Genomic DNA, 25,484 nt, shown 5'->3' with positions numbered 1-25,484 from the left:
CCATTTTGATAGACTGAGAATTTAAGGTGTATTGTTATGTTGTGGCTAAGGATGGAGATTCTACTGTTCCATATGCTTCCTCATAGATGTTCTTAATTTCTTTAACTGTTAACCATCTAGGATTATTATGAAGCAGTCGGTCAATTTTGCTTGCTTCTTCTGCTAGATTTGAGATGTCTTCAGCTGTAACTCCTACATCTTTGAGGCTTGTTGGAATCCCTACATCCTGAGCTAACTTAGCCATTGCTTGAACAGCACAATCCGCAGCTTCGCGTAAAGAAAGTCCCTCTATATTTTCACCCATCGCTTTAGCCACTTCTGCGAATTTTTCCAAATCAGCAACAGCATTATATTTCATCACAAATGGAAGTAAAAGAGAGTTTGCGACTCCATGTGGCACTTTAAATTTTCCACCTAGTGGATAGGCAAGAGCATGAACAGCACCTACTCCAGCATTCCCGAGCGAAATACCTGCAAGTAAACTTCCCATCGCCATGTCTTCACGTGCTTTCAAGTCTTTACCGTTATACACAGCTTTACGTAAAGAACGAGAAATGAGTTTAATGGCGTGTAGAGCGATTCCATCCGTTAATTCTCCAGCATGGATAGCTGTATAGGATTCAATTGCATGAACAAGAGCATCCATTCCCGTTGCAGCTGTTACTGATGGTGGGACAGTTAACGTCAGTTCTGGATCTACGATAGCCACTTTAGGAAGTAAATAGGCACTTACAATCCCTTTTTTAACTTGATCTCGAAGGTCTGTGAAAATAGCGTTGTATGTCACTTCAGATCCTGTTCCAGACGTGGTAGGTACCAAAATAGTAGGTACTCCTGCATTTTGCACCTTTTCAATTCCTACGAAGTCTCGTACATTTTCTTCATTGGTTAACATAATAGAAAGGACCTTCGTAATGTCGAGGGCACTTCCTCCGCCTACACCTACGAGGAGGTCATAATCTTTTCCTTGGAGTCTGGTAATCATTTGTTCTAAGTTTTCGAAAGGAGGCTCTGGCACTACATCATCCATGATATCTGTGACCAGACCAGCCTTCTCTAAAGGGTTTATTACTTTAGAAAGCAATCTTGTCTGGCGAATGACCTTGTCCGTTACCACCATTACCTTTGTTGCCTTTAATTTTTTAGCTTCTTCTCCTATCTTTGAAATAGAACCTGTTCCCGTAACTAACGTTTGAGCTGTATGAAAATAAGAAGCCGTCATGTTAATACCTCCTTAACCCAATTTAATTCCAACAAATTTAATCTCAGTCATATCTTCAATCGCATACTTTACGCCTTCTTTTCCAATGCCACTTAGTTTTACACCACCGTATGGATAATTATCTTGTCGATACGTAGATGTTTCATTAATCCATACGCCACCTGTCTCAATTTCTTCCGCTACTCTCATAGCGCAATTAATATTTGATGTAAATACGCCTGCTTGTAAACCAAATTTTGAATCATTAGCCATTGCAATGACTTCTTCTTCCGTATCAAATGGAATAACGGAAACAATAGGTGCGAACGTTTCCTCACATACTACTTTCATATCTTGATTTACATTTACAAGGATTGTCGGTTCAAGCAATGTTCCTTCGCGATTCCCTCCTGTCACAATATTTGCTCCTGCTTTTACTGCTTGTTCAATCCATTCATGTGCTCTTATTGCTTCTGCTTCGCTAATCATAGGACCTATATCTGTCGTCTCTTCTACTGGATTACCAATGACTAACTTTTCGACTAGGGGAACATATTGTTCTAAGAAATCCTGATAAACGTCCCTTTGTACATAAATCCGTAGTGCAGAAATACAAACTTGGCCAGAAAACGCAAATGCCCCTCGTACTAACCCTACTGCTGCTGCCTTCACATCCCCATCATTAAAAATAATATTTGGAGAGTTTAATCCAAGTTCTAATGTTACCTTTTTCAGTTCGGCTTTCCTACGCAAGTCAATCCCTACAGAAGGACTTCCTGTAAATGTTATTTTATTAATACGTGAATCCGTTACTAAAACATCGCCTACTTCTGATCCATTTCCAATAACTAGATTTAAAGCTCCTTGGGGAAGTCCAGCTTCCTCAAATAGTTTAACTAGCATGTATGCGGAGAGTGGTGTTTTTCCAGCTGGCTTTAAAACCACTGTATTCCCTGCAGCAAAGGCTGGAGCTAGCTTATGTAAGGATAGATTTAATGGAAAATTAAAAGGAGTTATCGCTGATATCACCCCAAGAGGCTGACGCCGAACCATACCAATTCGATTTTCTCCCCCAATTGCCGCATCCATTGGAACCATTTCTCCTTCAATTTTTTTCGCTTCATCTGCTGCAAAACGGATAACCTGAACTGCGCGCCCTACTTCACTTCTACTGTCGCGAATAGGCTTTCCAGCTTCTAATACAAGAACTTTTGCAAACGCTTCTGTTCTTTCTTCTAATAAATCAGCAGCTTTACTAAGAATCGCTGCACGGCGGTAAGCCGGCATTTTTTTCATTGTTTTATGGAAAACCTGATGTGCTGATTCAATCGCCTTTTTAGCATTTTCTGTTGAAGCTAAACTTACTTTTCCTATTACTTCTCCGTTAAAAGGGTTGATAACCTCCATTGTTTTTTCCTGTTCCTGCGTAACGGCTTTTCCCTCTATAAGTGAAGTAACTCTCATTAATTCAGTATTTATCATAAAACTATCTCCCTTTTTGATATTTCATTGACAATCGCTTTTACACTTATTTGTGGACTTGTTAGGATAGGGGGTGTCAGCCTATCTATACTTTTCAAAGCTCTTGCCATACTAAATTGAGCAAAAAGAATAACGTCACAATCTCCCCTCAGCTCTTTTACCTTTTCATGGATTAGTTCATCATGCTTGACAGGGTTTCGATTCTGTAAGGCCTGAAATGCTTCTGGGATAACCTCTGTTTTGACAGAAATTCCCTTCCCCTTTTCAAAAGATATCTTTTCTAATAATTTTGTTGTTGTTGGACCAGCTGCCTCTACGGTAGCAATAACCCCTATTCGATGTCCTATCTCTATTGCACTCTCTAACATACTTAAATCTGCACTTAGTACGGGTACGTCAAATAAATGGCTAATTTCCTCCACGGCAGGAGTAAAAGATGAGCATGTTAGTAAAACACCATCTACGTCACTTTGTACCGCTTTTTCTACCAAATTTAATAACCGTCTTTTCATATCTTTTGTGACAATGCTTGTTTCGTTTAATTCCACAATAAGACTTTCATCCATGAAGTTTACTAATCTAACTTGGGGTTCATAAACTTCAAAAGCCTCTAAGATAGGCTGAACTGAGTTCATTGTTGCATGGACAAGCCCAATTTTATAATCTTTACTTGCCAACTTATTACCTCCTAATCAATTATTGAATTCGCTTTCAAAAGCTTTCCAAGAAAATAAAGTTTATAAACTTTTTCTGAATACAACTAAAAATAAAAGTTGTAGTAGTGATAAAACAAATGTATTACAATGATAGAAATTAATAAAATATTAAATTTCTATAAAAATCAATCGAAAAAATTAATTATAGAAAAGAGGTTTACTCATGGATAAAAAGGATTGGCGGATTTTAGAGGCCGTTTATGCAGAGAAAAACATTACAAAAGCTGCTGAGCGTCTATATATTTCTCAGCCTACTCTCACATACCGTTTGCAACAAATTGAAAAAGAATTTGATATTAAACTTTTCTATCGAGGAAGAAGAGGAGTTGATTTTACGGATCAAGGAGAAATGTTAGTGAACTATGCTAAAGATATGCTAAAGCAAAGACAAAAAATAGAAGAATTACTTTGGAACTCAGGTAACGAAATACGTGGAACTTTACGATTAAGCGTTTCAAGAACATTCGCCTTCTATCAGTTACCGCAAATCTTAAAAGCTTTTAATGAGGAATTTCCTAAAGTTGAATTCAATGTTAATACAGGGGTAAATATTGAGGTCCTTCACTCTATATACCAACAAGATTCACATATTGGGATTGTAAGAGGCGAGCATAGTTGGCCAGGTAAAGCTGTGACATTAATGCAAGAGAACATCGCCATTTTATCTTCAAAAAAGGTTAATGTAGAGGATCTTCCGTCTATGCGTAGAATTAGCTACAAAACGGACCCCACCTTAGAAATGGTCATTGATAATTGGTGGAAAGATAATTTTTCTACTCCGCCTATTAGTCATATGAATGTTGACAATGTAGAAATAGCTAAAAGAATGGTTTTTAATGGATTAGGTTATTGTATTGCTCCAAGTATTGTACTAGAGGACCATGATGAGCTACACAAAATTCCCCTTAAAGATGCGAAGGAATCCCCAATAATATGGAATACACGTATCTTATATAGAGAAGAACTTCTAGAATTAGAGATGGTAAAAGAGTTTGTTCACTTTATTCAAGAGTACCATCAATATTAAATTCCTATCTAAGTTTATTTTATGTAGAAGATCATTACTAGTTTAAGTTCAGTGTAGTATTTAGTATATACCCCATACTTTGAAATATAGAGAGCCTGCTTTCTTATTAACTTAGTTTATAAGATTCTAAATATCCCCTATTTATTTTAGGTTTACCTACGTAACTACTATGATGTTTATTTTTTAATACCCTATATTTTGCCTTAAAGTCCTCTCTTTAAAATTAGAAATTAAAAATTTCTATTTATAAACATAAAAAAAAAATATTTTATTAATTTCTATATTCGTATTACATTAATAGTATAAAGTTCAAGTTATTACAGGACTATTAAATTACCCTACTATATAGTGAAAGGATTGTTAAAAAATGACCACTTATCGTTTGGGAGTACTAGCTGGAGACGGAATTGGCCCTGAAATTGTAAGCGCTACAGTTGAGGCGTTTAAAACAGCCGCAGATAAGGTTGGAGTAGATATTGATTGGATTGATTTACCGATGGGATGGGAAGGAATAAAACAATATAATAATCCCCTTCCAGAATTCACTACAAATGCTTTGAAGGATACTCATGGATGGATACTTGGTCCTCATGATTCCGCTGCTTATCCACTAGAACATAAGGTGAAACTTAATCCAAGTGGTGCCCTTCGTCATACGCTAGATTTATTTACTAACATCCGCCCTGCTAAAACAATGCCAGGGATTAAAAGCGTAGTAGGAGAAGCTGATTTAGTTATCTTCCGTGAAAATACAGAAGGTTTTTATGCCGATCGAAATATGTTTGCAGGACATGGAGAATGGCAAATTACAGAAGACGTTGTTGTGACTTCAGGTGTCTTCACAAGAAAAGCTGTGGAACGAATTGCTCATGCCGCCTTTAAAATGGCGATGAAGCGTCGTAAAAAAGTAACCATCGTTCATAAAGCCAATGTTCTTCGATTAAGTACAGGATTATTTTTAAACGTTTGTCGTGAGATCGCAAAACAGTATCCTGAAGTCACTGTAGATGATTACCATATCGATGCAATGGCCGCTCATTTAGTACGTCGAGCGAAAGACTTTGATGTGATTGTGACAGAAAATATGTATGGAGATATTCTTTCAGACCTAGCAGGTGAACTTGTTGGAAGTCTCGGATTAGCTCCTTCCATTAATGCAAATGCAACTGTAGCTATGGCACAAGCAGCCCACGGTTCTGCCCCAGATATTGCAGGTTTAAATATTGGAAATCCAACAGGTATGATGCTTTCAACTGTCATGTTAATGGAGTGGCTCGCTGAACGGCATAATGATAACAATCTTGAAGAAATAGGTAAATTGGTTGAGCAAAGTCTTTATCAATCACTTAAAGATGGAATTAAAACGAAAGATTTAGGAGGCAATGCTTCGACTTCAGAATTTGCAAAGGCTATCTCAGAAAGAATTAACCAAATCTTTGTAAATTAATATAATCCCTGTCCGATTTAAAAGTTAACTTTTAAATCAGACAGGGATTTCTATTTATTATGTATTACTACTGAGGGGTTCTGATTTATATTTTCATCCCCTATTTTTTAATTACTATAGTGTTCGTTATCAATATTAAAAAACTAATTCTTAGTTTGAATCTGATTTAATTAAAGCTTCTGTTATTTTTTAATGCTGGTTTAACACTTTTAGAGGGAAATTTATGATTAACATAATACCTGAATCAAAAAAAATTCAACAAGCAAGATGATAAAACCTATAATAAAGGGTAAAAGAGAAAATTCTTCACCCTCTTCGTCTATAGCAGTTTTGTTCCGAGATATCTGCTCTTCTTTAACCAATTCATCTGGTGTAATAGCATAGATTTTACTCAGTTTAATCAAATTATCCATATCAGGATAATTCTTATTTGTTTCCCATCTGTAAATGGCTCGCCTAGATACATTCATTTGTTGAGCAAGGTTCTCTTGAGACATATTTTTCACTTCTCTTAACTTTTTTAACCGCTTACCCAAAGCCACTTTAATCACCTACCTTTCCCTATTACTCTATAACAGATAAGTGAAATTATCTATAAACCCTTTGTAATAGGCATAAATCTTTAGTTAACAAGGAAAATGTTCTTGCTTTATACGATAGAGAGGACCTAAATCTTTATTTATGTATCTATATCTTTATTAGTTCATCGTTAGAAAAACTTTTCTTGATTCAGTGAGAGCTCTATGAACATTTGCTAACGAAAAGGATTGAGAAATTTGGCTAAGTTGTAGAGTGTCATCTCGAATCATTTGTATAAGTTGATGAAAAGTAGCGTGCCATTCCTTTACAGAGATGTTTTTATTCCAATGACGAAGATGAAAGATCTTTGCTTGTGTTTGTGTACGTTCCATAATTTCTCGATAATTCAGAGGAACTCCTGACAGCAACCCAATACTTAAAAGGATTCCTTTCGGTTGTAAGCAGAAGGCTAGATGAGTTCCTTCTATTCCTCCAATAGAATCAATAGCAGCTGTAGCTCCTCTTCCCCGTGTTAAATCCATAACAGCTTCCTTTAGAGGTGTGTCTTCTGTGTTAATAACATAGGAAGCTCCTATCTCTAACAAGGAGGCTGTGTGTTTATCATTTCGAGTAATAGCAATAAGCTGGAATCCTATAATCTGAGATAATTGGGCAAATATACGCCCTATAGAGGATCCACATGCATTGACAAGGAGGATATCATCTGGTTTAAGTTTTAACACTTGATTACAAATGACCCACGCTGTAATTGGATTAATATATAACTGTGCAGCTATATGATTATGAATATCTTCAGGCAATACAATCGCTAATTCTGCTGGCGATGTCACAAATTCCTGCCAAGTCCCTTGTCCTCTCAAGGGAAGGACTCGTTTGCCAATAAACCACTTCGAAACGGAAGGTCCGACATCCTCTACAATTCCTACTCCTTCATAACCAGGTATGCTTGGCACCGTGATTCGGTTAGCATATGCACCTGTAATCGGAATGATATCTGATGGATTGATAGGACTCATCTCCATTTTAACTAATAACTCTCCCTCTTGAGGTAATGGAACGTCTACTTCCTCTATACGCAAAACATCTGAGGGGTTCCCAAACTCATAATACCTAGTACATATACCTTTTAAAGACATCATGTCCCTCCTTGTTAAAGTTCTCTATTTTATATCCTATACACTCATAGTTAACATAACTTTATTATTTGACACAAAAGGTATAAACCTATTGGATGACAGCACGTTTATGCCTTTTTTTATCATCATAACTTAATTTGAATAAAAAGTAATTAATTGCTTTTTATCGCATAACATTCAACATATTTAAAGAGTATCATCGTTTATCCTTCGATTATAACGTGAATTTCCCACCATGATAGCAATAGTAATTTTCAGCTTTAAGATTTTTAATCTTTATCAGAGACTGTTCAGCTTTCTCAACATTTAAACAAAACTGTGGATTAGCAATGACTAATTCATGATTCTCTTTAACAGCTGCATCACCTGTAATTATACTTTTTATCCTTGGAAAATATAATGAAATATGCCCTGAAGTATGCCCTGGTGTTGCTACTACTCTACATTCGTTATCTAAAATCATATCTCCATCATGTACCTTTTTATTAATTAAAACAGGCTTCAAATTCTCTAGTTGTTGTATAAACCATTTACCAAATTCCATATCTTCATTTGACATATTTTCTAGCAGTTCTTCGGCTTGAACCAATCTTTCTGCCTTCAATTCACCACTAATGTATTTTGATTCAATTTCACTAGCTATAATAGTAATCCAAGGATACTTTTCTTTAAATTCATATAAGGAACCTATATGATCATCATCATAGTGAGTAATAATTATATTTTTTAAATCCTTCATTTTATATCCATTTTTTAGAATTTCATTTTCGATTAAAGTTAAAAAATTGGTATATCCTGTATCTACCAAGGTTAGTTCCTTATTCACTATAATTAAGCTAGGATAAATACAATTTTTTTGTCTATTAAATTCATATTCAATTGGTAATTCTATTATCTTCATTTTTCTTCCTCCATTCATTTCTTACTTAATTTTACTATTCACTTTAATAGAATTTTTACATAATCCCATTACTTCCCTATGTATAGATTATTCATTTTCAGTTCACATAATGTTCGCTATAGTTATCAGATAGTCCTGTAATAATCAACTTTACCAAAAACGGGATGTCTATCAAATAGACATCCCGTTTTTCAGGCACATGATCTCACTTATTCATTTCTTCCCATTCACTAAAGGAAAGTTTGTTAGTTATATGTCTTAAATGTTCAGGTACTTCTACATAACACATTAACTCTAAACTGTTTCCATCTGGATCATTAAAGTAAACTGTGCCGTTACCTTGATTTGGACGTATAAAAGGATCTATCGGTTGGTTTGGATTAACAGGTTCAGCTTTAATTCCAAGAGTATTTAACCATTCTACTGAGGTCTTTAAATCCTCGTATGTTACTTCAAAAGCAATATGACGCAATGCAGGATGATAAGGAGTCTTATATTCATCCCCTTCCCATAAACCTAGCCAACTTCGTCCTTTATCAATCCAAAAGAAAGCTGTAGATTCATCGCGCCAAGCAAGTTCTAAACCTAATCTCCTATAGAAATTTATTGAATTCTCCAAATCTTTAACAGGTAAATGTGCCTCATATATTCCTTTTATCAAATTACATCACCCCTATTTTTAATGATATACCGTTAAATTCATAAAATGATAGATTACATTTTTAGTTGGTGTTTTGCTTCAATACGCTTTTCAATTTTCTCTATCTCCTGCTTATCCTTCATTAATTCTTCCTTAATTTCTTTTACTCTCTCTATAAATGACTTTTTTGTTTTATACACATTAACACTCTTTCTTGTGTCTTACATTTACTTAATCTTCACTTTATTTTTTATTCGCAATAGTAATACTAATCCTTTTAACATGTGGACCTTTGTTTTTTATTTTATCGATTGAAAAAGACCCTATTTCTTTTGTTGATTGCACATGGGTTCCACCACAAGCTTGTTCATCTAGGTCACTAATAGCTACTAACCGAATCATTTGAATAGAAGGAGGGAGTAAATTAATAACAGTCTTAATAGAACCAGGTATATTTTCAACCTCTTCCCTCGGAAGGATACGAGTTGAAATCAAATGATCTTCCTCTATAATTTGTTGAATTTCTTTTTCCATTACTACAAGATAGTCTTCTGGAACATCTCCTTCAAATTTAATATCAATTCTTGCTCGATTATCTTCATAAATCTCGTTACTTGTTGCTAGCGCTCCAAATTCATTGTAGAGATGACCTGCAATTACATGTAAAAGAGTATGATATTTCATAAATCTGTAACGTCGGTCCCAATCAATTTGAGCCGTTACCTCTCCTACAGATAAATTTGTAGCATCTTCTAGGTAATGAATAATTTTTCCTTGCTCTCTTTTTACCTTTATAACTTTAAATTCGTTATTTCCTTGTTTTAAAATCCCTGTATCAAAAGGTTGTCCTCCACCCGTTGGATAAAAAACTGTTTGATTTAAAATCACTTTATTTTCGTTCATTTCTTCAATAAAGGTTTCACAACTCGTCTGATAACTGTCTTCTAGAAATAATTCTTTTTCCATGTGTAGTTCCTCCTTATGAATGAATCGTTGAATACACGATAAAAATAGCAAAATAAATTAAGATAGCCCCTAAACAGCGATCAAACCAATGATTGTATTTCTCATAAAAGTTTCTAAATTTTTTATACGAAATAACGCTTGAAACAAATGTAAACCAAAGTGCAACAGCTAGGATGATTTCTATTCCATAAATCCAACGTATCCAGCTAGCTGTATCAGATGAAATAAACTGAGAAAAAATACTTAAGAAAAAGAGTGCAGCTTTCGGGTTTAATACATTACAAATGAATCCCTCACGGAAACCTTGTTTCACACTTTTATCCGCGTTCACTTTTAATCCCATTTCTTTTTCTGCTTTACTTTGTTTAACGGCGCGAATCGCATGAAACCCTAACCATAATAAGTAAAGAGAACCGGCTAATTTAATGATGATAAAGATGCTTGGGAATTTTTCAATAATATAAGTGAAACCTAAAATCGTATACGTTACATGAACAACTAGAGCTGAAGCAACACCTAAAGCTGTTGCAATCCCTATACGTCGTCCAAAACCTAAACTATTTTTCATTACAAGAAAAAAGTCTGGTCCAGGAGAGAGACCAGATAAAATACCAATTAAAAATATTTCAAAAAACATATTAGCTCTCTCCCTCGGTGTCCTTTTTATTTAAAAGTTCATTTGTCACTATATAGAAAAGATCTGAATCATTTCTCCAAATTTGATTTCTTTTTTCTTCCGAAGTATGTTCACTCATTACTTTCATCATAATATCGTGGCGAATATACTCTTTAGCTAATAACACTAGCATAGGGTCTTGTGTATGCACGGCTGATGGAACGGTATCTTTTGAAAAACCTGCAATTAGCACTTCTTTATCGTCACAAATCACAATGGTTAACCGTTGATTCATACGCTGCTCTTCGATATTGGCAGTAGAAGGATGATGATAAAAAGCTCGTCCAAAATGATTAGTAGGCTGACAGTTAAATAAAAGTGAATACAACTCGACATTGGATTCTGTTGCTTTTTTTGCATATGGCTCTATTTCATGTAACTCTGAATCCCATATGGATAACCATACTTCATGCTTTGCTTTGAAAATAAGTTCCTTCATTCGCTCAATCACAGCTGATCTTTCCTCAATATGACGAATAACATGAACTTCTGGGGGATGTTGAATTTGTTCAAGATTTTCTTGCAAATAATTAAACGTTTCTTCTTTCTGATGTCGCAAACGTCCAATAAACTCTTTTGGCGGTACTGGTGTATAAGTCAATGGATCAGAGCGGAGTTCATTTATAGCACCGTGCGCAACCAACTTATTAATGGCTTGATAAATCATAGAGCGTGGGACCCCGCTCTGCTTACTAATTTCATAACCAGTGAGAGGTGATTGTTTCAATAGTGATAAATAAGCTTTACTCTCGTTTTTTGAAAAACCGATTTCCATTAGATAATCAATTAACCTTTCCATAGCAACTCCTCCTAGTTGTAAGTACACTTACAACTATAATGTAAAGTAAAAAAAATAGCAAATCCTTTAAAATTGGATGTTTTTTCTGTGCTATCCCCCTATTCATTTTTAGTTGATATAGCATCAATTACGAAAAGTAAAAAAGGCGCAGACCTGTTGATTGACAACGAGTTTGCGCTTTTCCTTTAGCTATATCTTTAACGAACTTTTTTGTCAGATGAAAATAAAGCATGATTAAAAATGTTCAACATCTCATATTTTACAACATAAAAAATTGATTATTTCACCTTGAATTAAAGCTATTTCTATCAAAATTTAAATCCAGACGTCATTTTCTGCCGTTTGCTCCGTTCTTTCTTGCCCAGTATTAACAACACCTTTAGGTTCTACAAGCATAATATTACACTCTTCTTCTGCATAAGGTTTATGTTCAATATTTTTTGGAATAACAAACATTTCCCCCTCATTTAATGTCACTTTTCCATCACGAAATTCAATGATTAAATTACCTTCAAGGACAATAAAGACTTCATCTGTATGTTCATGCTTGTGCCAAACAAAATCGCCTTGTACTTTAACCAATTTAAATTGATAATCATTCATTTCAGCAATTACTTTTGGAGACCATTGATCTTGGAATTTAGATAATTTCTCTTGTAAATTAATCGTTTTATACTCCATTCTCTTTCCTCTCCCTTTTTTATTGATAAATGAAGTCACATGAACGACGAGTGAATTTAACTAATTATTATTAGGTGCTTATACTCTCCTATAAGCTTTCATTCCAAATATATATGAAATCATGATGATTAGCACCATCCAACCAATTGACACCCACAAATCATTTCCAGTAGCTTGCGAATTTAATAGATTTCTGATTGTTTGAATAATTGGTGTCATCGGTTGATTTTCTGCGAAGAGGCCAACTATCTTAGGCATTCCATCGACAGGAACAAATGCGGAACTGACAAAAAGCATCATCAAGAGGATATAAGAGAAGGAACCAGCTCCTTCAATACTTCCAGCAGCTAACGCAAAAGGTACTGAAAGCCACGTTAATGCAAGAGAAAATAGAATAACCATAACCACCACAAGAAGCCATTCAGAAAACGTTGCATTACTTCTAAATCCAGCTAGAAACCCTACTAGCAAAACGGCAATAATAGAAACTAACATAAAGACAACTGACGCTAAAACATGACCGCCCAGTACGGATGATTTTGATATAGGCATTGACTTAAATCTGTCAAACATCCTTGAAGTTTTGTCTAAGTTTATCCGCAATGAGATATAAGCTGAGCCAGTGGCAATCGTCATTAATAAGATTCCTGGAAGCACATAATTTATATAATCCTTTTGAGACACCCCTGGAATTTGAATGGCTCCTCCAAATATATAAACCATACCTAATAACATCATAACAGGCATAGCAATAACAGTAATAATCGTATCGATACTTCGTAAATTGTGTTTAATAATTCTATTGGCAAGTGCTAGTGTATCACCCACATTTTGTCTTATTTTCATTATTTTCTTCCTCTCGTAAGTGTCATAAATACATCATCAAGGGTTGGGGTAATCATTTTGAAAGTCTTGAGCTCAATATTTTCAGTTGTTAGAGCATTCAACACGTTTAAAGTTGTTGTGATGTCCTCTGTTAAATCAATAGAAATCTCACAATTGTCTTTTTTTTCAGGGGAATATGATTCTAAGAGTTTTAAGGCTATGTCGGTGTCTTCATTACGATTAAATACAAGAAGTAATTTATCTGCTCCAGCAATACGTTTCATTTCATCAGGGGTTCCACTGGCAACAATTTTCTCTTCACGTAAAAAGCCTATCTGATCAGCTAAATAATCTGCTTCCTCTAAATATTGGGTCGTTAAAAAGATTGTTTTCCCTTGAGACTTCATTTCTTTAATCGTCTCCCAAAGATCCTGCCTACTTTTAGGATCCAATCCAGTGGTAGGTTCGTCTAGAAAAATGATTTCTGGATTCCCAACTAAACTCATAGCTAAGTCAAGACGCCGTCGCATTCCTCCTGAGTAATTTGAAACAGCTTTATCTTTGGCTTCAGTCAGATTAAATTTTTCTAACAAACTTTCAGCAACTTTTCTCGGATTGCGTTCATGTCGCAATTTTGCAATCAAATGAAGGTTTTCATATCCAGTCAGTATACCGTCAACTGTGGAATTCTGAGAACTAAAACTAAAAAGCTTTTGTGCTGCCACAGGATTGTCAGCAATATTAATATCTTGAATTGTTACCTTTCCATCATCGCTATTAAGTAACCCAGTAACAATTTTTAATAGGGTACTTTTCCCAGCCCCGTTCGCCCCTAATAAGGCATAAACAAAACCATGCTTTAAAGTAAGGTTGACATCTTTTAAGACCTCATTCCCTTTAAAGCTCTTTTTTACATTTTTGATTTCAAGAACAGTTGAGTTCATGGCTCGCTCCTTTATTTAATAGAATTTCTTAATTTATTTCTTAGTTTGTCAATCCATGTTTCTTCAGGAAACTCAGCTAGGAATGAGTCGGCAAATTCTGCAATATCATTTCCTACTACTTCTCGTATACTTAAACCATCACTGGCACTACTCTCGAACATCTCTAAAATATTGGTTAAAACCTCAAACATACCCGATCCCTTAGCAAAGCTCCACATATAATTTTCAATTGCTTTCATTGCCTTTCTGTATTCTTCAGGCAATTCATTCACTCTTTTTTTATATGCACGATATTCTCGTTTTTCTTGAATCATCTTTTTAAACATCTCTTTGCTCCTTTATTCCATTCATTTTTTCAGCCAAAAATGACCATCTTATCCAGAAATCGTTTAATTCTTGTTCTCCTTTGGCATTCAGTGTATAGAATTTTCTCGCAGGTCCAAGCTCAGATTTTTTCTTCTCAATCTCCACGAGCCCTTTTTTCTCTATTCGCACAAGAATGGTATAGACTGTTCCTTCCACAATATCCTCAAAACCTAACTCATTTAGATACTTAGTAATTTCATAACCATAGGTTTCTCCTGTTTGAATTTTTTGGAGCACCACACCTTCAAGAACTCCCTTAAGCATTTCCGTTAAATCTTTCATATGTCCTCCTTACAAGCTACTCAGCATTACTTAGTACCGCTATATAGTATTACGAAGTAGTGTGATGTGTCAAACAATTTTATTCATATTATTTATTTGGGCAGCTTTACTCTTGCTAAGTCTAAGCATTTAAGGCAGTTTTTATGAATAATAAAAAAACGATTTCTCAATACAGGAGAAATCGATTTTCTCAAATCTTAGAATTTGCTTGATATAAATTTTCAGACTCATGATTTAGTTCAGTATAAAGCCCATCCCTATAAATATTACCACCCTAAAGTTCAACAACTTGATCTCTTAATGAAATAACCTAATTGTCAATTTGAGATATCTTTATTACCTCTCAACAGGCATAAGATTAAATCTCCTCTTCATATATTAAGTGAGAGTGAAAATGGTATATAAAACATGAATTCTAAAGGGAGTATAGTGTTGAAACTATTTATTTTTGTCCTTATTATCGGTGTAATCGTGTGTTTTACTATAAGTTTACCTATAATGCTACAACAGAAAGACAACAATCATGTTCAACCAATTAAAAAGAAAACAGGTAAAAATAAAAAAGAAACCCATAAATCATGGGAAATGGTGTGGCATGAAGATTTTCAAATGTTTGATTCATCAAAATGGACTAAACTTCAACGGAAGGGAAATATCGATGAATTGCAATTTTATCTACAAGAAAATGCATCATATAGAGACGGAAAGCTTTATATAATGGCAAAACAAAAAAAGCACCATGGTCAACAATATACCTCATCCAGAATTACAACAAAAGGAAAATTCGAAGTTAGATATGGAAAAATTGAAATCATAGCTAAAATTCCAGAAGGTAAAGGATTATTCCCTGCTTTTTGGATGCTTCCATCAAGTGGAGATGAATTGCCGGAAATCGATATTTTAGAAGCTATAGGAAGTAATCCATATAAGGTGTATTATGTTAACCACTGGGAAGAAAAAACAAAGTATCGGTCTTATGCTACATTTGAAATTGATAATGTCGCTACTTTTCATAAGTACTCCATTATATGGACTAAGAATTCAATTCATTGGTATGTTGATGATAAACATATTTTCACTTCTAAACAAGGTATTCCACAAGAACCAATGTTTTTTATTTTAAATTTGGCAGTTGGAGGTACATGGCCAGGAAATCCAAATAAACATACTAAATTCCCTAGTTACTTTATTATTGAAGATTTAAAAGTTTATAAACAGATTAAAAGTAGTGGTTAAACAAGTGAATCTAAATGTATATCATATGCATTCTTAATTCACTCAACATAAGGTATCTTCAAGAAATTTAGTAAGCCAAGGTCTCCTTATTAATAAAGGACTCCATGGCTTCTTTCTTATTTATGCAAATTTTATATATTATCGATATATACAGCTTCAAAAAAATCAGGACTTGTCCATTCACCATTGGTTTTGTATCCCATAGTTTCGATTGCCCGTGTATCACGCTAAGCTGCAGCCTCGATTAAATTAAGGTCAAGAGCTTGTAACAGCAGTCTATTACTTTTAAGCTTTATATTTGGTTCCCCTTTCTTTTAGATAGGAATTCAACGTAAAGTTTCATAGATAGGAAATAATAAAACGTGCCTACTGTTTCTCATATAAATGTTATAACTGTCAACGTAGTAATCTTTAATCATACCTTATTTTAAATAATTGAAATGTTCATTACAGGAACCTATTCTTCTACCAAAGCATGAAGAATATGAAACTCCTCTCTTAAGTTGTTTTTTTTCATCTATTGTTCTTATTTCTTTACTTTTCAAAGAATCTTTTAGTTGCAAATAACTGCTTAATGGGAACTCGTGCATGCCCCATAAATTTCGGTAACCTAAGATGCCATTAGTAATTAGTAATTGATCAGCTTCCCTTACTACTTCCTTAATAAAATCTATAAAAAGACAATCGATATCTATCAAGGCTTCCCCCTTTTGCTTACTCCTGTCATAAGCATCTTCACCTTCTTCATATATAGTGATTTTGATAGATAACGTCTCATTGTGTTTACGAACAAAAGCCCATTCCACTCCGCGTGGTTCCTCATCCCAAATAAGCGTTTCTAATTCTTCTTCATGTGTTAGTAAGGAAACGAGACTGCGTAATAAATCTCCAAAAGCATCTGTTACATAACTTGGACTAAACTCAAACCTTTTAGAGTTAATTTCAATAAACCCATTGGCCCAACCATCACCACTTAAATCCTAATTAAATTTCATACGCTCTCCCTTTTTCTTTCATATATCATTTCACTATTCTCTTTAATAATTAAGAATTGGATGATTTCAAAACATCAATGAATTTTATCTTTATAATACACAGATCCACTTAACTTTTACTTGTATTATTTACTATACTACCTCCACTGGAACTTTATAGGTTTATTTTTATAACTTTACGAACTTTTTTCAATCCCTATCCGTCTAACTTATATAAAATTTTTCTTTCTAATATTCATTGTGAAAGGAGGAATGAAATATTTTTGATTTCTTATCTATAACAAGCCTAATCGTAGGATGGATGATGGTAAATTTCATTGTGATCAAGGTTTCTTTGAGGAATCGAAAAAGATGGATCATCTCAGGTGTAGTTGTCTCCTTACTATGGGCTCCTATAGCCACTACTATGAGTATTCTTATTATTGTGTATTATACTAACAATCCTTTTGGTGCTGGTGCAGCAGGGTTCGCTTATGGCCTCCTTCTTTTTGTGAACGGTATCATCTTTCTTATCACATCCCTCTTTTTTAAGACAAAAGGGAAGTAGCGTTTAACTCCCTATTTTTAATACATAAAACAGACATCTTCCGTTCATATAATCTACTTTATGCGAAGAAAAAAGGATTCCCAATTGGAAATCCTTTTTATCATTTGTTCCTGACAATCAAAAAGTCTTTGCCTTCGTTTAAATACGATGGTTTTGGAATATAGCATAGAGGTTATTATGTTCCATTTGATTTTAATCGACCTTTCTTCTTGAAACGGTTACGAATTAGGGTAACAAGCAGCATTAGCAATGGAATAATAACATGGAAATAAATAATAATATAACGGGTGAAATAGATACCTTCCTCTGTGTGTTCTGAATAACTGGAGGCCATAGCCATTGACAAAAAGATGATAATAAAAGCAATGGGTAAAATAATCTGCTGATGATTTTTTAATTTAAACAAATCTACGATTCCAATTAGGGCACCATAGAAGAAGATGGATGCTTTGAAAAACACCGTAATCAACAAAGTAAATACAACAATAACATCTAGGCGTTGAATAAATTCAAGAAGATTGATCTTTCCAACGGTTAACAACAAAGGAAAAGTAGATTTCTTTACTTCTTCAACACCAATGATAGCGATATTTAAACTTGCTGTCCAAGATAAGATAAGCCCGCTTGAAATCAAGGCAAACAACCATACTTTTTTTACTAATCTAGGGCGATTTAAATAAGGAAGTAACATCATAAAGACAATCAATTGATTAAAAGGAAAATTGCTAGTCTCCAGAAGGGCCGTCGTTAAGATGGGTGTCCACCCGTTTTCCAGAAACGGCTGAACTTTATCTAAGTCAATATCGCCTGAAATAAGAGCAAGAAAATTTCCAGTTATCCCAAATAAAATTAATATGACGATAAATACTTCCGCTGTTCTCCCTACTACTTCAATCCCTAGATAAAGTACATAACACATGGTGAGAACGAATAGGATAATAATGGCTAGTAATGGGGTTTGCGGTAATATCGATGAAAGCAGCAAATCCCCGAAACTACGTATATTATCGGCAGCATTATACAAAAAGTAGAGAACGTATAACAAGCCAATAATCCACCCTAAGTATTTACCAAATATTTTTCTAGTATGTCCAGTAAGAGGTAAGTTGGGATATTGTCGAAATAAAAAGTAATAAACGAAAAAAAAGACTACTCCTACAAACATTCCTAAAAGAATGGCCAGCCAGACATCTTTTTTCGCATTTATTCCATAACTTGTGACAACTGCAGTCCCCATCTCAAATATAAACATCAAGGCAAATAGCTGAATAACGCTAATTTTGGCTTTCTCCACTGTCTAGGAACTCCCCCCTTTACCCAATGATTTAACCTGCACGCTTGTATATCTTATCTAGTCATTCATCTATCTTCTCCTACTTTCCTATTTTCAATACTTTTACGGACGTGTTGTAATGTGAAATAATCAAATAATGAAAGGGTTTCATAAAGATCAAGAAGACTTTTTCATCAATCAACTAGATACCTTTAGGTGATTTAGAACAGAAAAATAATTTATTGAGAAGCTGATGGAAGAACAAAATCTTGAGAAAAACTTTGCTTTTCAAGCTTTGTACCATTTTAAATTTTATAAATCACAACAAATATCAAAAGGAAGAATTTGATACCTCTTATAATTTTCTTGAGGAGTGAGATAAATGAATGAACATATACAGCTTATGATTGATTGGATTGAAGACAAATTAAAAAATAAATTTTCGCTAGATGAATGATCTCATTATATCGGGTATTCTCCTTATTATTGTTCTTTTAAGTTCCATCAAGTCACAGGTATAAGTATTAGGCGTTATATTCTTCTTAGAAGATTGTATTTATCTACGATAGATTTGACAAAGGATAGAAAGATCATTGATATTGCCTTTAATTACGATTATTCTTCACAAGAAGCATATAGTAGGGCTTTTAAAACCGTTTTTGGTGTAAATCCAAGAGAATTTCAAGTTAACAAGATGCCTGTTCAATCATTTGTTAAACTCACTATAAATAAAGACAAGGAATGGTGTAAAATGAATATTTCTAGAAAAATGGAGGTTGAACAGTTACAAAATAAGAAGAGTGAGTTTTTTGATAAATATGTACTCAACATATTGAATGGGCAGGTTATGTATGAAGAGTTTAAAGATAAAAAACTAATGGGAGATGCTGATTACGTTCCATTTAATGAAGCAATGTGTGTAAACGCGACTACTACACATGTTTTTAATGAAGAGTTTATAAAAACACGAGCATCGGGACATCATGAACCAGTAGAAAAGTATATTAAAAAGGTTATCAACCTATTAGACAATCTTTTTAATAAAGAGTATACATGTATTGTTTTATGGTTTGGTGAAGACATGTTTTGTCAAATGAACCTACTTACATTACTTTCCTATCTTGAACAATCTGGGTATGATGGCAAAGTGTTCTTAAATAGCTTCAGAGAAGATGAATTTAAAGTAAGCCAAACTGAACTTGAACTAGGTAATTATTATTCTGTATACAACGAAGTATTGGTAAATCATAAGAAACCATCACATGAACTACTTCCAGTCATGTATCAGGCAATAGATATATATTTAGATATGCTGAAAGAAAATAATGCAGTAACAAAGTATATTTCTAAAAATAAAGATTTACCAACACCAGAATTAATGAATAGGTTATTTAATCTTTTCCCAACAATAGGATATGGAGATTCACAATACATAGAGCTTATTAATCAAACGAAATAAAAAGAACAACCCCATTACACATACCTAAGGTGAAATGGGGTTGTTCTTTTTATCTAATCTATCTTAATATACATCACGCTGATAACGTTTTTCTTTTTTCATAGCTGCTAGCTGTTCTTCGGCTTCTTCACGACTCATGTTTCCTTCTTTTTCGATAATGGAAATCAATGCTTCGTGAACGTCTTTTGCCATATACTCCTTATCTCCACAAACATAGAAATAAGCTCCATCTTGTAGCCATTGATACAATTCCTTGCTGTTTTCAAGCATTTTATGCTGTACATATACCTTTTGTTCTGTATCACGAGAGAACGCCGTGTCTAACTTTGTAAGTACGCCCTCTTCTTGATACTTCTCTAACTCGTCTTGATAAAGAAAATCTGTTGCTGAATACTGATCACCAAAGAATAACCACGACTTCCCATTACCTTTATTTACTGCACGTTCCTCAATAAATGAACGGAATGGTGCAATCCCAGTTCCTGGACCAACCATAATAATATTTGTTTCTTCTGATTCCGGCAGATGAAAATGTTTATTTGGTTGAATAAAGATTGGAAGTGTATCCCCTGCTTCTGCACGTTCTGCGCATTGAACCGAACAAACTCCTTTTCGGTCCCTGTCGTAAGATGTATAACGTACAACACCAATTGTTAAATGTACTTCATCCGGATTTGCAGCTAAACTGCTTGCAATCGAATAAAGGCGTGGTGGAATTTTTCTTAAAAGAGATACGATTTCTTGGGCAGAAGCCTTCCACGGACCAAAGTCACGTAACATATCAAGTAAATCGCGTCCATAAATATATTCCTTTACTTTACTTACATCTTCAGCATCTAAAAGCGCTTTTAGCTCTTCACTTTCTGTAAACTGTGCTGCTTGTTGTAAAATCTTCTTTGTTAGTAACGTAATTTCGAAATAAGTTGTCAACGCTTCCTTCAGTGGAAGTGTATCACCTTTCTTATTAATCGTTACAACTTGTTCTCCATCCCATTGCATTTCTGTCAGAAGTTCAGCTACTAATTCTTGATCATTTTCAGGTACAATACCTAAAGCATCACCTGGAACGTAAGAAAATCCTGAATCTTTTAAAGATAATTCAATATGTCTTGTTTCTTTATTAGATCCCTCATGATTTAAATTAATATTTTTGAGCACCTTTGCTTGAAATGGGTTTGTTCTTGAATATACTGGCACTTTTTTTTCTCCCTTTGTTTGATCTGTAGTAAGTTTCATATTGTTCACCTCACTAAGTTTATCACATAATTATACCATTGAAATAATTCCCTATGTGAAAATAAAATCTAAGTTTCTTAATTTTTTTCTGATAAATTGAATAAAGCTCTTACCCCAAAACTCTTAAAGTAAAGTGGCAGAAGCTCGTTCATTGAAGAGTAATTATATTAAAGGATCAGTTATGTAAAATCTTTGCTCATGCTGAGCAAAGGCTTTCTTTATGAGTGTAAAATAACAATAAACCGGTTGATAGTCAACCGATTTATTGTTATTCAAACATTTTCTTCTTAAAAAAATCCATAAATACAGACTCTGATTTTCCTTTTAGGTATATAAAATCAATACTAATATTAGTCTTTATATCTGGGTCCATTTCTACTCTGAATAATTTATTATGTTCGATTTCTTTTTGCACACAATGCGCAGGCAAGAAACTAATACCTAATCCTTGCAGTACTAGATTTTTGGCAGTTTCCATATTATCTACTTCTAAATATATATTAGGATTTATTCCTTTGCTTAAGAATAATCTATGAATGAAAAGCCAATCCATAGAGCCGTAATCAAATAAGATAAGGGGGTGCTCTCCTATGTCTTCTATTGTTACTTTTTCTTTTTTTAAAAATGGATGATTCCGTGGAACAAAAAGGCCTATGGGGTCATTATAAAGATGAATAGATTCAATTTGAGAATGAGCCTCCGTTCTTATAATTCCGAAGTCAACTTCTTTGTTAATGACCTTACGTAAAATATCTTTAGAATGCCCTGTTAAGAGTTTTATTCTAACATCCTTAAATTCAGATTTGAAAGCTGGCAGGATATTTGGCAATACATTGTTTGAAATTGATAAGGCACTCCCAATCACTAACTCATAAGGAATAAAGACTTGTTGCAACCCATATGTTGCTTCTTGATAAGATTGAAGAATTTTCTGAGCATGAGGTAAGAAATATTCCCCTTTTTCTGTTAATGATGTTTTATTTCCGGCTCTATTAAAAAGTTTTATATTCATCTCCCGTTCTAATGACTGGATACGAGCTGTAACAGAAGGCTGAGTTAAATAAAGAGCTTCTGCTGCTTTGTTGAAACTACCTAGTTGACAAACGTATAGGAAAGCTTCAATGTTTTCAATATTCATTTTCTAATTGCTCCTTATTTATACATAATGGGTAGATATATTTTATTATAATGAATGTCTATTCTTAATATTAACCTCCATCAACACTTTATCAGATCATTGGCATTTTTGATTACAGCTCGAGCTAAAATCTCTGTTGGATCAATAATTACAAAAGCTGAAGATGATTTAAGAACTAAAGGAATTTCCGTGCATCCTGCTATAATTGCTTCTGCTCCTTCTTCAATTAAGCTTCTCGCAATTTTCGAAAGGTAAGAACTACCCTGTTCTAAATTCCCTCCTTTAATGGCATAGATCCCTTCCATTACTTCCCTTTGCATTCGTATAGTTGGTTCAATAACTTCTATTTTATAATGATAGCAACTATGTTGGTACAGTTTTGTATTGATGGTTCCATCCGTAGCTAATAATCCTACCTTTTTAAAATGACGTTTCTTTAAAAACTTAGCCGTCTCTAAAGGCATATGCAAAATAGGGATACTAACAGCATTTTCTACTGATTTAACAAAGAAATGAGCTGTGTTGCACGCTACTACAAGAAAGTCTGCTCCTGCAGATTCTAAACGGTGTGCAGACTCAATCATAAAAGGAGTAGGATCTGTTCCTTTTCCTAAAATAGCTGTTGTTCGATCTGGTATTTGAGGGAAATTATCCGTTATAAGGTGAAGATGATCTTGGTCTTTCTCAGCAGGGGTAAGCGAGATTATTTTTTGCATTAAGTCAATCGTTGCTAATGGACCCATTCCACCTATAATTCCTACTACTTTTTTCACTATATTCACCACTTTTATGTTATTTTGAACCTTGTATTTCTAATAAGTGAAACTATTTTCTTTATTATAGTTTTAGTTTTAAGGTGTGAATTATAGAAATAATCTATATAGTAATAGAAACTGTATATTGATAGAATTTTTAAAAATATGCTAAAAATAAAAAAATTACCAATATGTACTGGATAACGTGAATTTCAGGAAGTGAAAAGGATAAATCTCAAATAACGATAGTTTTTGAGTTAGTCGATATACTAACTGTTTGGTAGGAAGCTTGTTCAGTCATTAAAAAACCGCTGTTCACCTTTTATAAAATATAAAGCAGATTTATAGACATGAAAAAGGTGGATCTATTATATTTCAAGTCAGATACATTCTAATCCTAAGGAGGAATTGGATGAAAGAAGTGACAGAATTAATTTCATTGGATTCAATAGATAATTTTATAAATAATCACAAGTTAAGTTTCTTATATATCTCAAAACCGGAATGCGTAGTATGTCACGCTGTTCTACCACAACTAAGAGTATTGTTAGAGCAGTTTCCAAGTATCAAATTGGGTTATATAAACGCTAACAATGTAGAAGAGGTTGCTGGCAAATTTTCAGTTTTTACCGTTCCAGTACTTCTTTTGTTTATTGAAGGAACTGAATTTGTAAGAGAAGCTCGTTTCGTTCATTTTGAACAGTTGGAACAAAAATTAAAAAGAATCTATCAATTATACAAAGATTAATTTATGAATTTTGCGTATGGATCTCTTTACATAAAAATAGCACCCAATTAATTGGGCGCTATTTTTATGTAAAAAGTCATTTTAATTATTTAAACAGTCGTTTCGATCCTAATAGCACTCAATTTTTATTTGAATAATGGAATAAACCACCTTTATTCAAATAAAAAAGGACATTTCTTATATGTCCTGTTCTCTTGTATCAGCCCCACCTACGCTAAATACTGTGACAGCCACTCATGCCATCCTGCCTACTCTTAGTATAATTGAAAGCGGTCACAAAGTAAAGAGTTATTTAAATGTTATATTTTTGAAGTGTATATCCTATTCCTTCTTAATCACCATTAGTAACCTAAAAGAAAACTCCTCACTATCTAGGATGTGTGGAATTTTCCTTTAGATGAATAGATTTATCACTATGTGATTATACATCCCTTAATTATGTAAAAAGGATTTTTATTAAATTGTAATTCTCATTAAAAATCATCTACGAATCGGGAAAATGGGGGATATGGTTTCTCCTATCCTTTTGGCTTTGTCCCTCTGTATTGAAAGCTAATCTCTTATTTTATTACCCTACTTCCTACTTAGCGTTTTATAACCAGTGTTGAGGATATTGTCGTTTGGAAAATAGATTATTGTAAAATATTGAAATAAAAATCAATAGTAGAACTCCTAAGAAAATAGGAACTAGAAATCCCCACCCTGTTTGATTGTTCACTACAACAAGTGCGCTAGCTGCTGCAGGAGGGTGAAGAGTGTTAGTAAGAGCCATTAAGATTAACACAATAGCTAATACTATGCCTATAGAGAACAAACTTTTACCTAGTAAACTCCAAATAATAAGGGCAGAAGTAGTAGAAAGTAAGTGTCCTCCTATCACATTTCGTGGTTGAGACCATGCACCTTTATGAGCCTCAAATATGAGTATACAGCTGGCTCCTAAAGGTGCTATTGCCATAGGATAGCCTAAATGAAGAGTCATAAAACTAATGATAATAATAGCGATAAGTACACCTGTAGCTGAAACAATAGAATCCCTATAGTTAATTTTAATTTTCCCTCTGCCCTCTCCCTTCATTTTTCTTAAATATGTGTTTACCCCTATACTTACCTGATTACTTATATTCTTTTCAAGTTTCTTTTCCATCATAATATCCTGTTGTCCTTTCTACCTCTTTATAAATACTATGTTAGACTTTCTGCCATTTAGAGTTATTCTATATGAAAACTCTGAATATTTAAAGATATATTCCAAATAAATCTTTTGTAAACTTAAAAACTTAGGTTGAGTAAGGATTTTTTAAGAGGAAACAGCAAGACTTTTAGGAAAAGTGATAAGTTATTGAGTGATTTTGGTCGATTTCAATAACCTTTACCTTTATTCTCTTTTAGCTGATACATATCCTATATCTCTGTTCTAAAAAACTAAATAATCTAATCTCTTTTGAGAGTGGTGCATTCATTACAA

At 33.8% G+C, this 25,484-nt stretch carries 27 protein-coding genes and 1 pseudogene; 6 read left to right on the top strand and 22 right to left on the bottom strand.

Annotation, left to right across the window (positions count from 1 at the left end):
• Positions 1–34: 34 nt before the first annotated feature.
• From MOC86_RS24055 to MOC86_RS24045, 3 genes are read right to left on the bottom strand one after another with little or no spacing between them, the layout of a single operon-like run.
• Positions 35–1,222, bottom strand: a complete 1,188-nt coding sequence (locus tag MOC86_RS24055) for an iron-containing alcohol dehydrogenase (protein ID WP_268586447.1) — start codon at positions 1,220–1,222, stop codon at positions 35–37.
• Between the two features lie 12 nt (positions 1,223–1,234).
• Positions 1,235–2,683, bottom strand: a complete 1,449-nt coding sequence (locus tag MOC86_RS24050) for an aldehyde dehydrogenase family protein (RefSeq protein WP_268586446.1) — start codon at positions 2,681–2,683, stop codon at positions 1,235–1,237.
• Positions 2,680–3,360 (bottom strand): aspartate/glutamate racemase family protein, encoded by a 681-nt coding sequence (locus tag MOC86_RS24045; protein ID WP_268586445.1) that lies wholly within the window; start codon positions 3,358–3,360, stop codon positions 2,680–2,682. The genes MOC86_RS24050 and MOC86_RS24045 overlap by 4 nt, the downstream gene beginning before the upstream one ends.
• A gap of 202 nt (positions 3,361–3,562) precedes the next feature.
• Between MOC86_RS24045 and MOC86_RS24040 the strand changes: the two genes are divergently transcribed.
• Together MOC86_RS24040 and MOC86_RS24035 are read left to right on the top strand one after the other, a co-directional pair.
• Positions 3,563–4,426, top strand: coding sequence for a LysR family transcriptional regulator (locus tag MOC86_RS24040; protein WP_268586444.1), 864 nt, complete (start codon positions 3,563–3,565; stop codon positions 4,424–4,426).
• Positions 4,427–4,793: 367 nt separating this feature from the next.
• Positions 4,794–5,873 (top strand): isocitrate/isopropylmalate dehydrogenase family protein, encoded by a 1,080-nt coding sequence (locus tag MOC86_RS24035; RefSeq protein ID WP_268586443.1) that lies wholly within the window; start codon positions 4,794–4,796, stop codon positions 5,871–5,873.
• Positions 5,874–6,100: 227 nt separating this feature from the next.
• On the opposite strand, the gene MOC86_RS24030 is transcribed toward MOC86_RS24035, so the two are convergent.
• The 13 genes from MOC86_RS24030 to MOC86_RS23970 all read right to left on the bottom strand — a co-directional run bounded on the left by MOC86_RS24030 (position 6,101) and on the right by MOC86_RS23970 (position 14,629).
• Positions 6,101–6,424 carry a helix-turn-helix domain-containing protein gene (locus MOC86_RS24030; protein WP_268586442.1) on the bottom strand — a complete coding sequence of 108 codons (324 nt, stop codon included), beginning with the start codon at positions 6,422–6,424 and terminating at the stop codon, positions 6,101–6,103.
• A gap of 147 nt (positions 6,425–6,571) precedes the next feature.
• Complete coding sequence (locus MOC86_RS24025; RefSeq protein ID WP_268586441.1) at positions 6,572–7,549, bottom strand: zinc-dependent alcohol dehydrogenase family protein; 978 nt, start codon at positions 7,547–7,549, stop codon at positions 6,572–6,574.
• Positions 7,550–7,763: 214 nt separating this feature from the next.
• Positions 7,764–8,450, bottom strand: a complete 687-nt coding sequence (locus MOC86_RS24020; protein WP_268586440.1) for an MBL fold metallo-hydrolase — start codon at positions 8,448–8,450, stop codon at positions 7,764–7,766.
• A 205-nt stretch (positions 8,451–8,655) separates the two neighbouring features.
• Entirely contained in the window at positions 8,656–9,111 is a 456-nt protein-coding gene (locus tag MOC86_RS24015) for a VOC family protein (RefSeq protein ID WP_268586439.1), read from the bottom strand.
• Between the two features lie 53 nt (positions 9,112–9,164).
• The gene (locus MOC86_RS24010) at positions 9,165–9,290 is read right to left on the bottom strand and encodes an FbpB family small basic protein (RefSeq protein WP_268586438.1); all 126 of its coding nucleotides are present in this window, start codon (positions 9,288–9,290) and stop codon (positions 9,165–9,167) included.
• A 43-nt stretch (positions 9,291–9,333) separates the two neighbouring features.
• Positions 9,334–10,056 (bottom strand): alanyl-tRNA editing protein, encoded by a 723-nt coding sequence (locus MOC86_RS24005; RefSeq protein ID WP_268586437.1) that lies wholly within the window; start codon positions 10,054–10,056, stop codon positions 9,334–9,336.
• 13 nt (positions 10,057–10,069) lie between these two features.
• On the bottom strand, positions 10,070–10,693 hold the full coding sequence (locus MOC86_RS24000; RefSeq protein ID WP_268586436.1) for a LysE family translocator: 624 nt from the start codon (positions 10,691–10,693) through the stop codon (positions 10,070–10,072).
• Position 10,694: 1 nt separating this feature from the next.
• Positions 10,695–11,531, bottom strand: a complete 837-nt coding sequence (locus MOC86_RS23995; RefSeq protein ID WP_268586435.1) for a TrmB family transcriptional regulator — start codon at positions 11,529–11,531, stop codon at positions 10,695–10,697.
• Between the two features lie 315 nt (positions 11,532–11,846).
• Positions 11,847–12,212, bottom strand: coding sequence for a cupin domain-containing protein (locus MOC86_RS23990; RefSeq protein ID WP_268586434.1), 366 nt, complete (start codon positions 12,210–12,212; stop codon positions 11,847–11,849).
• A 78-nt stretch (positions 12,213–12,290) separates the two neighbouring features.
• Positions 12,291–13,058 carry an ABC transporter permease gene (locus tag MOC86_RS23985; RefSeq protein ID WP_268586433.1) on the bottom strand — a complete coding sequence of 256 codons (768 nt, stop codon included), beginning with the start codon at positions 13,056–13,058 and terminating at the stop codon, positions 12,291–12,293.
• Entirely contained in the window at positions 13,058–13,981 is a 924-nt protein-coding gene (locus tag MOC86_RS23980) for an ABC transporter ATP-binding protein (RefSeq protein ID WP_268586432.1), read from the bottom strand. Before MOC86_RS23980 ends, MOC86_RS23985 begins: the two co-directional genes overlap by 1 nt.
• 11 nt (positions 13,982–13,992) lie before the next feature.
• Complete coding sequence (locus tag MOC86_RS23975) at positions 13,993–14,307, bottom strand: DUF1048 domain-containing protein (RefSeq protein WP_061804144.1); 315 nt, start codon at positions 14,305–14,307, stop codon at positions 13,993–13,995.
• Positions 14,300–14,629 carry a PadR family transcriptional regulator gene (locus tag MOC86_RS23970; protein ID WP_268586431.1) on the bottom strand — a complete coding sequence of 110 codons (330 nt, stop codon included), beginning with the start codon at positions 14,627–14,629 and terminating at the stop codon, positions 14,300–14,302. Before MOC86_RS23970 ends, MOC86_RS23975 begins: the two co-directional genes overlap by 8 nt.
• A 432-nt stretch (positions 14,630–15,061) precedes the next feature.
• Here MOC86_RS23970 and MOC86_RS23965 point away from each other — a divergent pair, with 432 nt between their 5' ends.
• On the top strand, positions 15,062–15,865 hold the full coding sequence (locus MOC86_RS23965) for a glycoside hydrolase family 16 protein (protein WP_268586430.1): 804 nt from the start codon (positions 15,062–15,064) through the stop codon (positions 15,863–15,865).
• 422 nt (positions 15,866–16,287) lie between these two features.
• Here MOC86_RS23965 and MOC86_RS23960 read toward each other — a convergent pair whose 3' ends face one another.
• Positions 16,288–16,671, bottom strand: a complete 384-nt coding sequence (locus MOC86_RS23960; protein WP_268586429.1) for a hypothetical protein — start codon at positions 16,669–16,671, stop codon at positions 16,288–16,290.
• A gap of 493 nt (positions 16,672–17,164) precedes the next feature.
• Here MOC86_RS23960 and MOC86_RS23955 point away from each other — a divergent pair, with 493 nt between their 5' ends.
• Positions 17,165–17,407 (top strand): hypothetical protein, encoded by a 243-nt coding sequence (locus tag MOC86_RS23955; protein WP_268586428.1) that lies wholly within the window; start codon positions 17,165–17,167, stop codon positions 17,405–17,407.
• A gap of 175 nt (positions 17,408–17,582) precedes the next feature.
• Here MOC86_RS23955 and MOC86_RS23950 read toward each other — a convergent pair whose 3' ends face one another.
• Complete coding sequence (locus tag MOC86_RS23950) at positions 17,583–18,701, bottom strand: GerAB/ArcD/ProY family transporter (protein WP_268586427.1); 1,119 nt, start codon at positions 18,699–18,701, stop codon at positions 17,583–17,585.
• Positions 18,702–19,062: 361 nt separating this feature from the next.
• Between MOC86_RS23950 and MOC86_RS23945 the strand changes: the two are divergent.
• Positions 19,063–20,139 (top strand): annotated as a pseudogene (locus tag MOC86_RS23945) (helix-turn-helix domain-containing protein).
• A 63-nt stretch (positions 20,140–20,202) separates the two neighbouring features.
• Here the strand turns inward: MOC86_RS23945 and MOC86_RS23940 are convergent.
• The 3 genes from MOC86_RS23940 to MOC86_RS23930 all read right to left on the bottom strand — a co-directional run bounded on the left by MOC86_RS23940 (position 20,203) and on the right by MOC86_RS23930 (position 23,286).
• Positions 20,203–21,375: a sulfite reductase subunit alpha gene (locus tag MOC86_RS23940; protein ID WP_419146674.1), complete on the bottom strand. Its 1,173-nt coding sequence runs from the start codon at positions 21,373–21,375 to the stop codon at positions 20,203–20,205.
• Between the two features lie 268 nt (positions 21,376–21,643).
• Entirely contained in the window at positions 21,644–22,513 is an 870-nt protein-coding gene (locus MOC86_RS23935) for a LysR family transcriptional regulator (RefSeq protein ID WP_268586425.1), read from the bottom strand.
• 80 nt (positions 22,514–22,593) lie between these two features.
• Entirely contained in the window at positions 22,594–23,286 is a 693-nt protein-coding gene (locus MOC86_RS23930; RefSeq protein WP_268586424.1) for an aspartate/glutamate racemase family protein, read from the bottom strand.
• A gap of 394 nt (positions 23,287–23,680) precedes the next feature.
• On the opposite strand from MOC86_RS23930, the gene MOC86_RS23925 reads away from it, so the two are divergent.
• Entirely contained in the window at positions 23,681–24,016 is a 336-nt protein-coding gene (locus tag MOC86_RS23925) for a thioredoxin family protein (protein ID WP_268586423.1), read from the top strand.
• Between the two features lie 592 nt (positions 24,017–24,608).
• On the opposite strand, the gene MOC86_RS23920 is transcribed toward MOC86_RS23925, so the two are convergent.
• Positions 24,609–25,163: an HPP family protein gene (locus tag MOC86_RS23920; protein ID WP_268586422.1), complete on the bottom strand. Its 555-nt coding sequence runs from the start codon at positions 25,161–25,163 to the stop codon at positions 24,609–24,611.
• Between the last annotated feature and the right edge of the window lie 321 nt (positions 25,164–25,484).

It is taken from the genome of Priestia endophytica, assembly GCF_026790145.1.
GTDB classification, from domain to species: Bacteria; Bacillota; Bacilli; order Bacillales; family Bacillaceae_H; genus Bacillus_I; species Bacillus_I endophytica_A.
This window is presented reverse-complemented; position numbering and strand designations above follow the sequence as displayed.

What these genes read in the sequence shown, in the direction of transcription:
- MOC86_RS24055 (WP_268586447.1), bottom strand. Translation starts at nt 1,222, where the DNA reads ATGACGGCTTCTTATTTTCATACAGCTCAAACGTTAGTTACGGGAACA.
- MOC86_RS24050 (WP_268586446.1), bottom strand. Translation starts at nt 2,683, where the DNA reads ATGATAAATACTGAATTAATGAGAGTTACTTCACTTATAGAGGGAAAA.
- MOC86_RS24040 (WP_268586444.1), top strand. Translation starts at nt 3,563, where the DNA reads ATGGATAAAAAGGATTGGCGGATTTTAGAGGCCGTTTATGCAGAGAAA.
- MOC86_RS24035 (WP_268586443.1), top strand. Translation starts at nt 4,794, where the DNA reads ATGACCACTTATCGTTTGGGAGTACTAGCTGGAGACGGAATTGGCCCT.
- MOC86_RS24025 (WP_268586441.1), bottom strand. Translation starts at nt 7,549, where the DNA reads ATGTCTTTAAAAGGTATATGTACTAGGTATTATGAGTTTGGGAACCCC.
- MOC86_RS24020 (WP_268586440.1), bottom strand. Translation starts at nt 8,450, where the DNA reads ATGAAGATAATAGAATTACCAATTGAATATGAATTTAATAGACAAAAA.
- MOC86_RS24005 (WP_268586437.1), bottom strand. Translation starts at nt 10,056, where the DNA reads ATGGAAAAAGAATTATTTCTAGAAGACAGTTATCAGACGAGTTGTGAA.
- MOC86_RS24000 (WP_268586436.1), bottom strand. Translation starts at nt 10,693, where the DNA reads ATGTTTTTTGAAATATTTTTAATTGGTATTTTATCTGGTCTCTCTCCT.
- MOC86_RS23995 (WP_268586435.1), bottom strand. Translation starts at nt 11,531, where the DNA reads ATGGAAAGGTTAATTGATTATCTAATGGAAATCGGTTTTTCAAAAAAC.
- MOC86_RS23990 (WP_268586434.1), bottom strand. Translation starts at nt 12,212, where the DNA reads ATGGAGTATAAAACGATTAATTTACAAGAGAAATTATCTAAATTCCAA.
- MOC86_RS23985 (WP_268586433.1), bottom strand. Translation starts at nt 13,058, where the DNA reads ATGAAAATAAGACAAAATGTGGGTGATACACTAGCACTTGCCAATAGA.
- MOC86_RS23980 (WP_268586432.1), bottom strand. Translation starts at nt 13,981, where the DNA reads ATGAACTCAACTGTTCTTGAAATCAAAAATGTAAAAAAGAGCTTTAAA.
- MOC86_RS23975 (WP_061804144.1), bottom strand. Translation starts at nt 14,307, where the DNA reads ATGTTTAAAAAGATGATTCAAGAAAAACGAGAATATCGTGCATATAAA.
- MOC86_RS23970 (WP_268586431.1), bottom strand. Translation starts at nt 14,629, where the DNA reads ATGAAAGATTTAACGGAAATGCTTAAGGGAGTTCTTGAAGGTGTGGTG.
- MOC86_RS23955 (WP_268586428.1), top strand. Translation starts at nt 17,165, where the DNA reads ATGGTAAATTTCATTGTGATCAAGGTTTCTTTGAGGAATCGAAAAAGA.
- MOC86_RS23940 (WP_419146674.1), bottom strand. Translation starts at nt 21,375, where the DNA reads ATGAAACTTACTACAGATCAAACAAAGGGAGAAAAAAAAGTGCCAGTA.
- MOC86_RS23935 (WP_268586425.1), bottom strand. Translation starts at nt 22,513, where the DNA reads ATGAATATTGAAAACATTGAAGCTTTCCTATACGTTTGTCAACTAGGT.
- MOC86_RS23925 (WP_268586423.1), top strand. Translation starts at nt 23,681, where the DNA reads ATGAAAGAAGTGACAGAATTAATTTCATTGGATTCAATAGATAATTTT.
- MOC86_RS23920 (WP_268586422.1), bottom strand. Translation starts at nt 25,163, where the DNA reads ATGGAAAAGAAACTTGAAAAGAATATAAGTAATCAGGTAAGTATAGGG.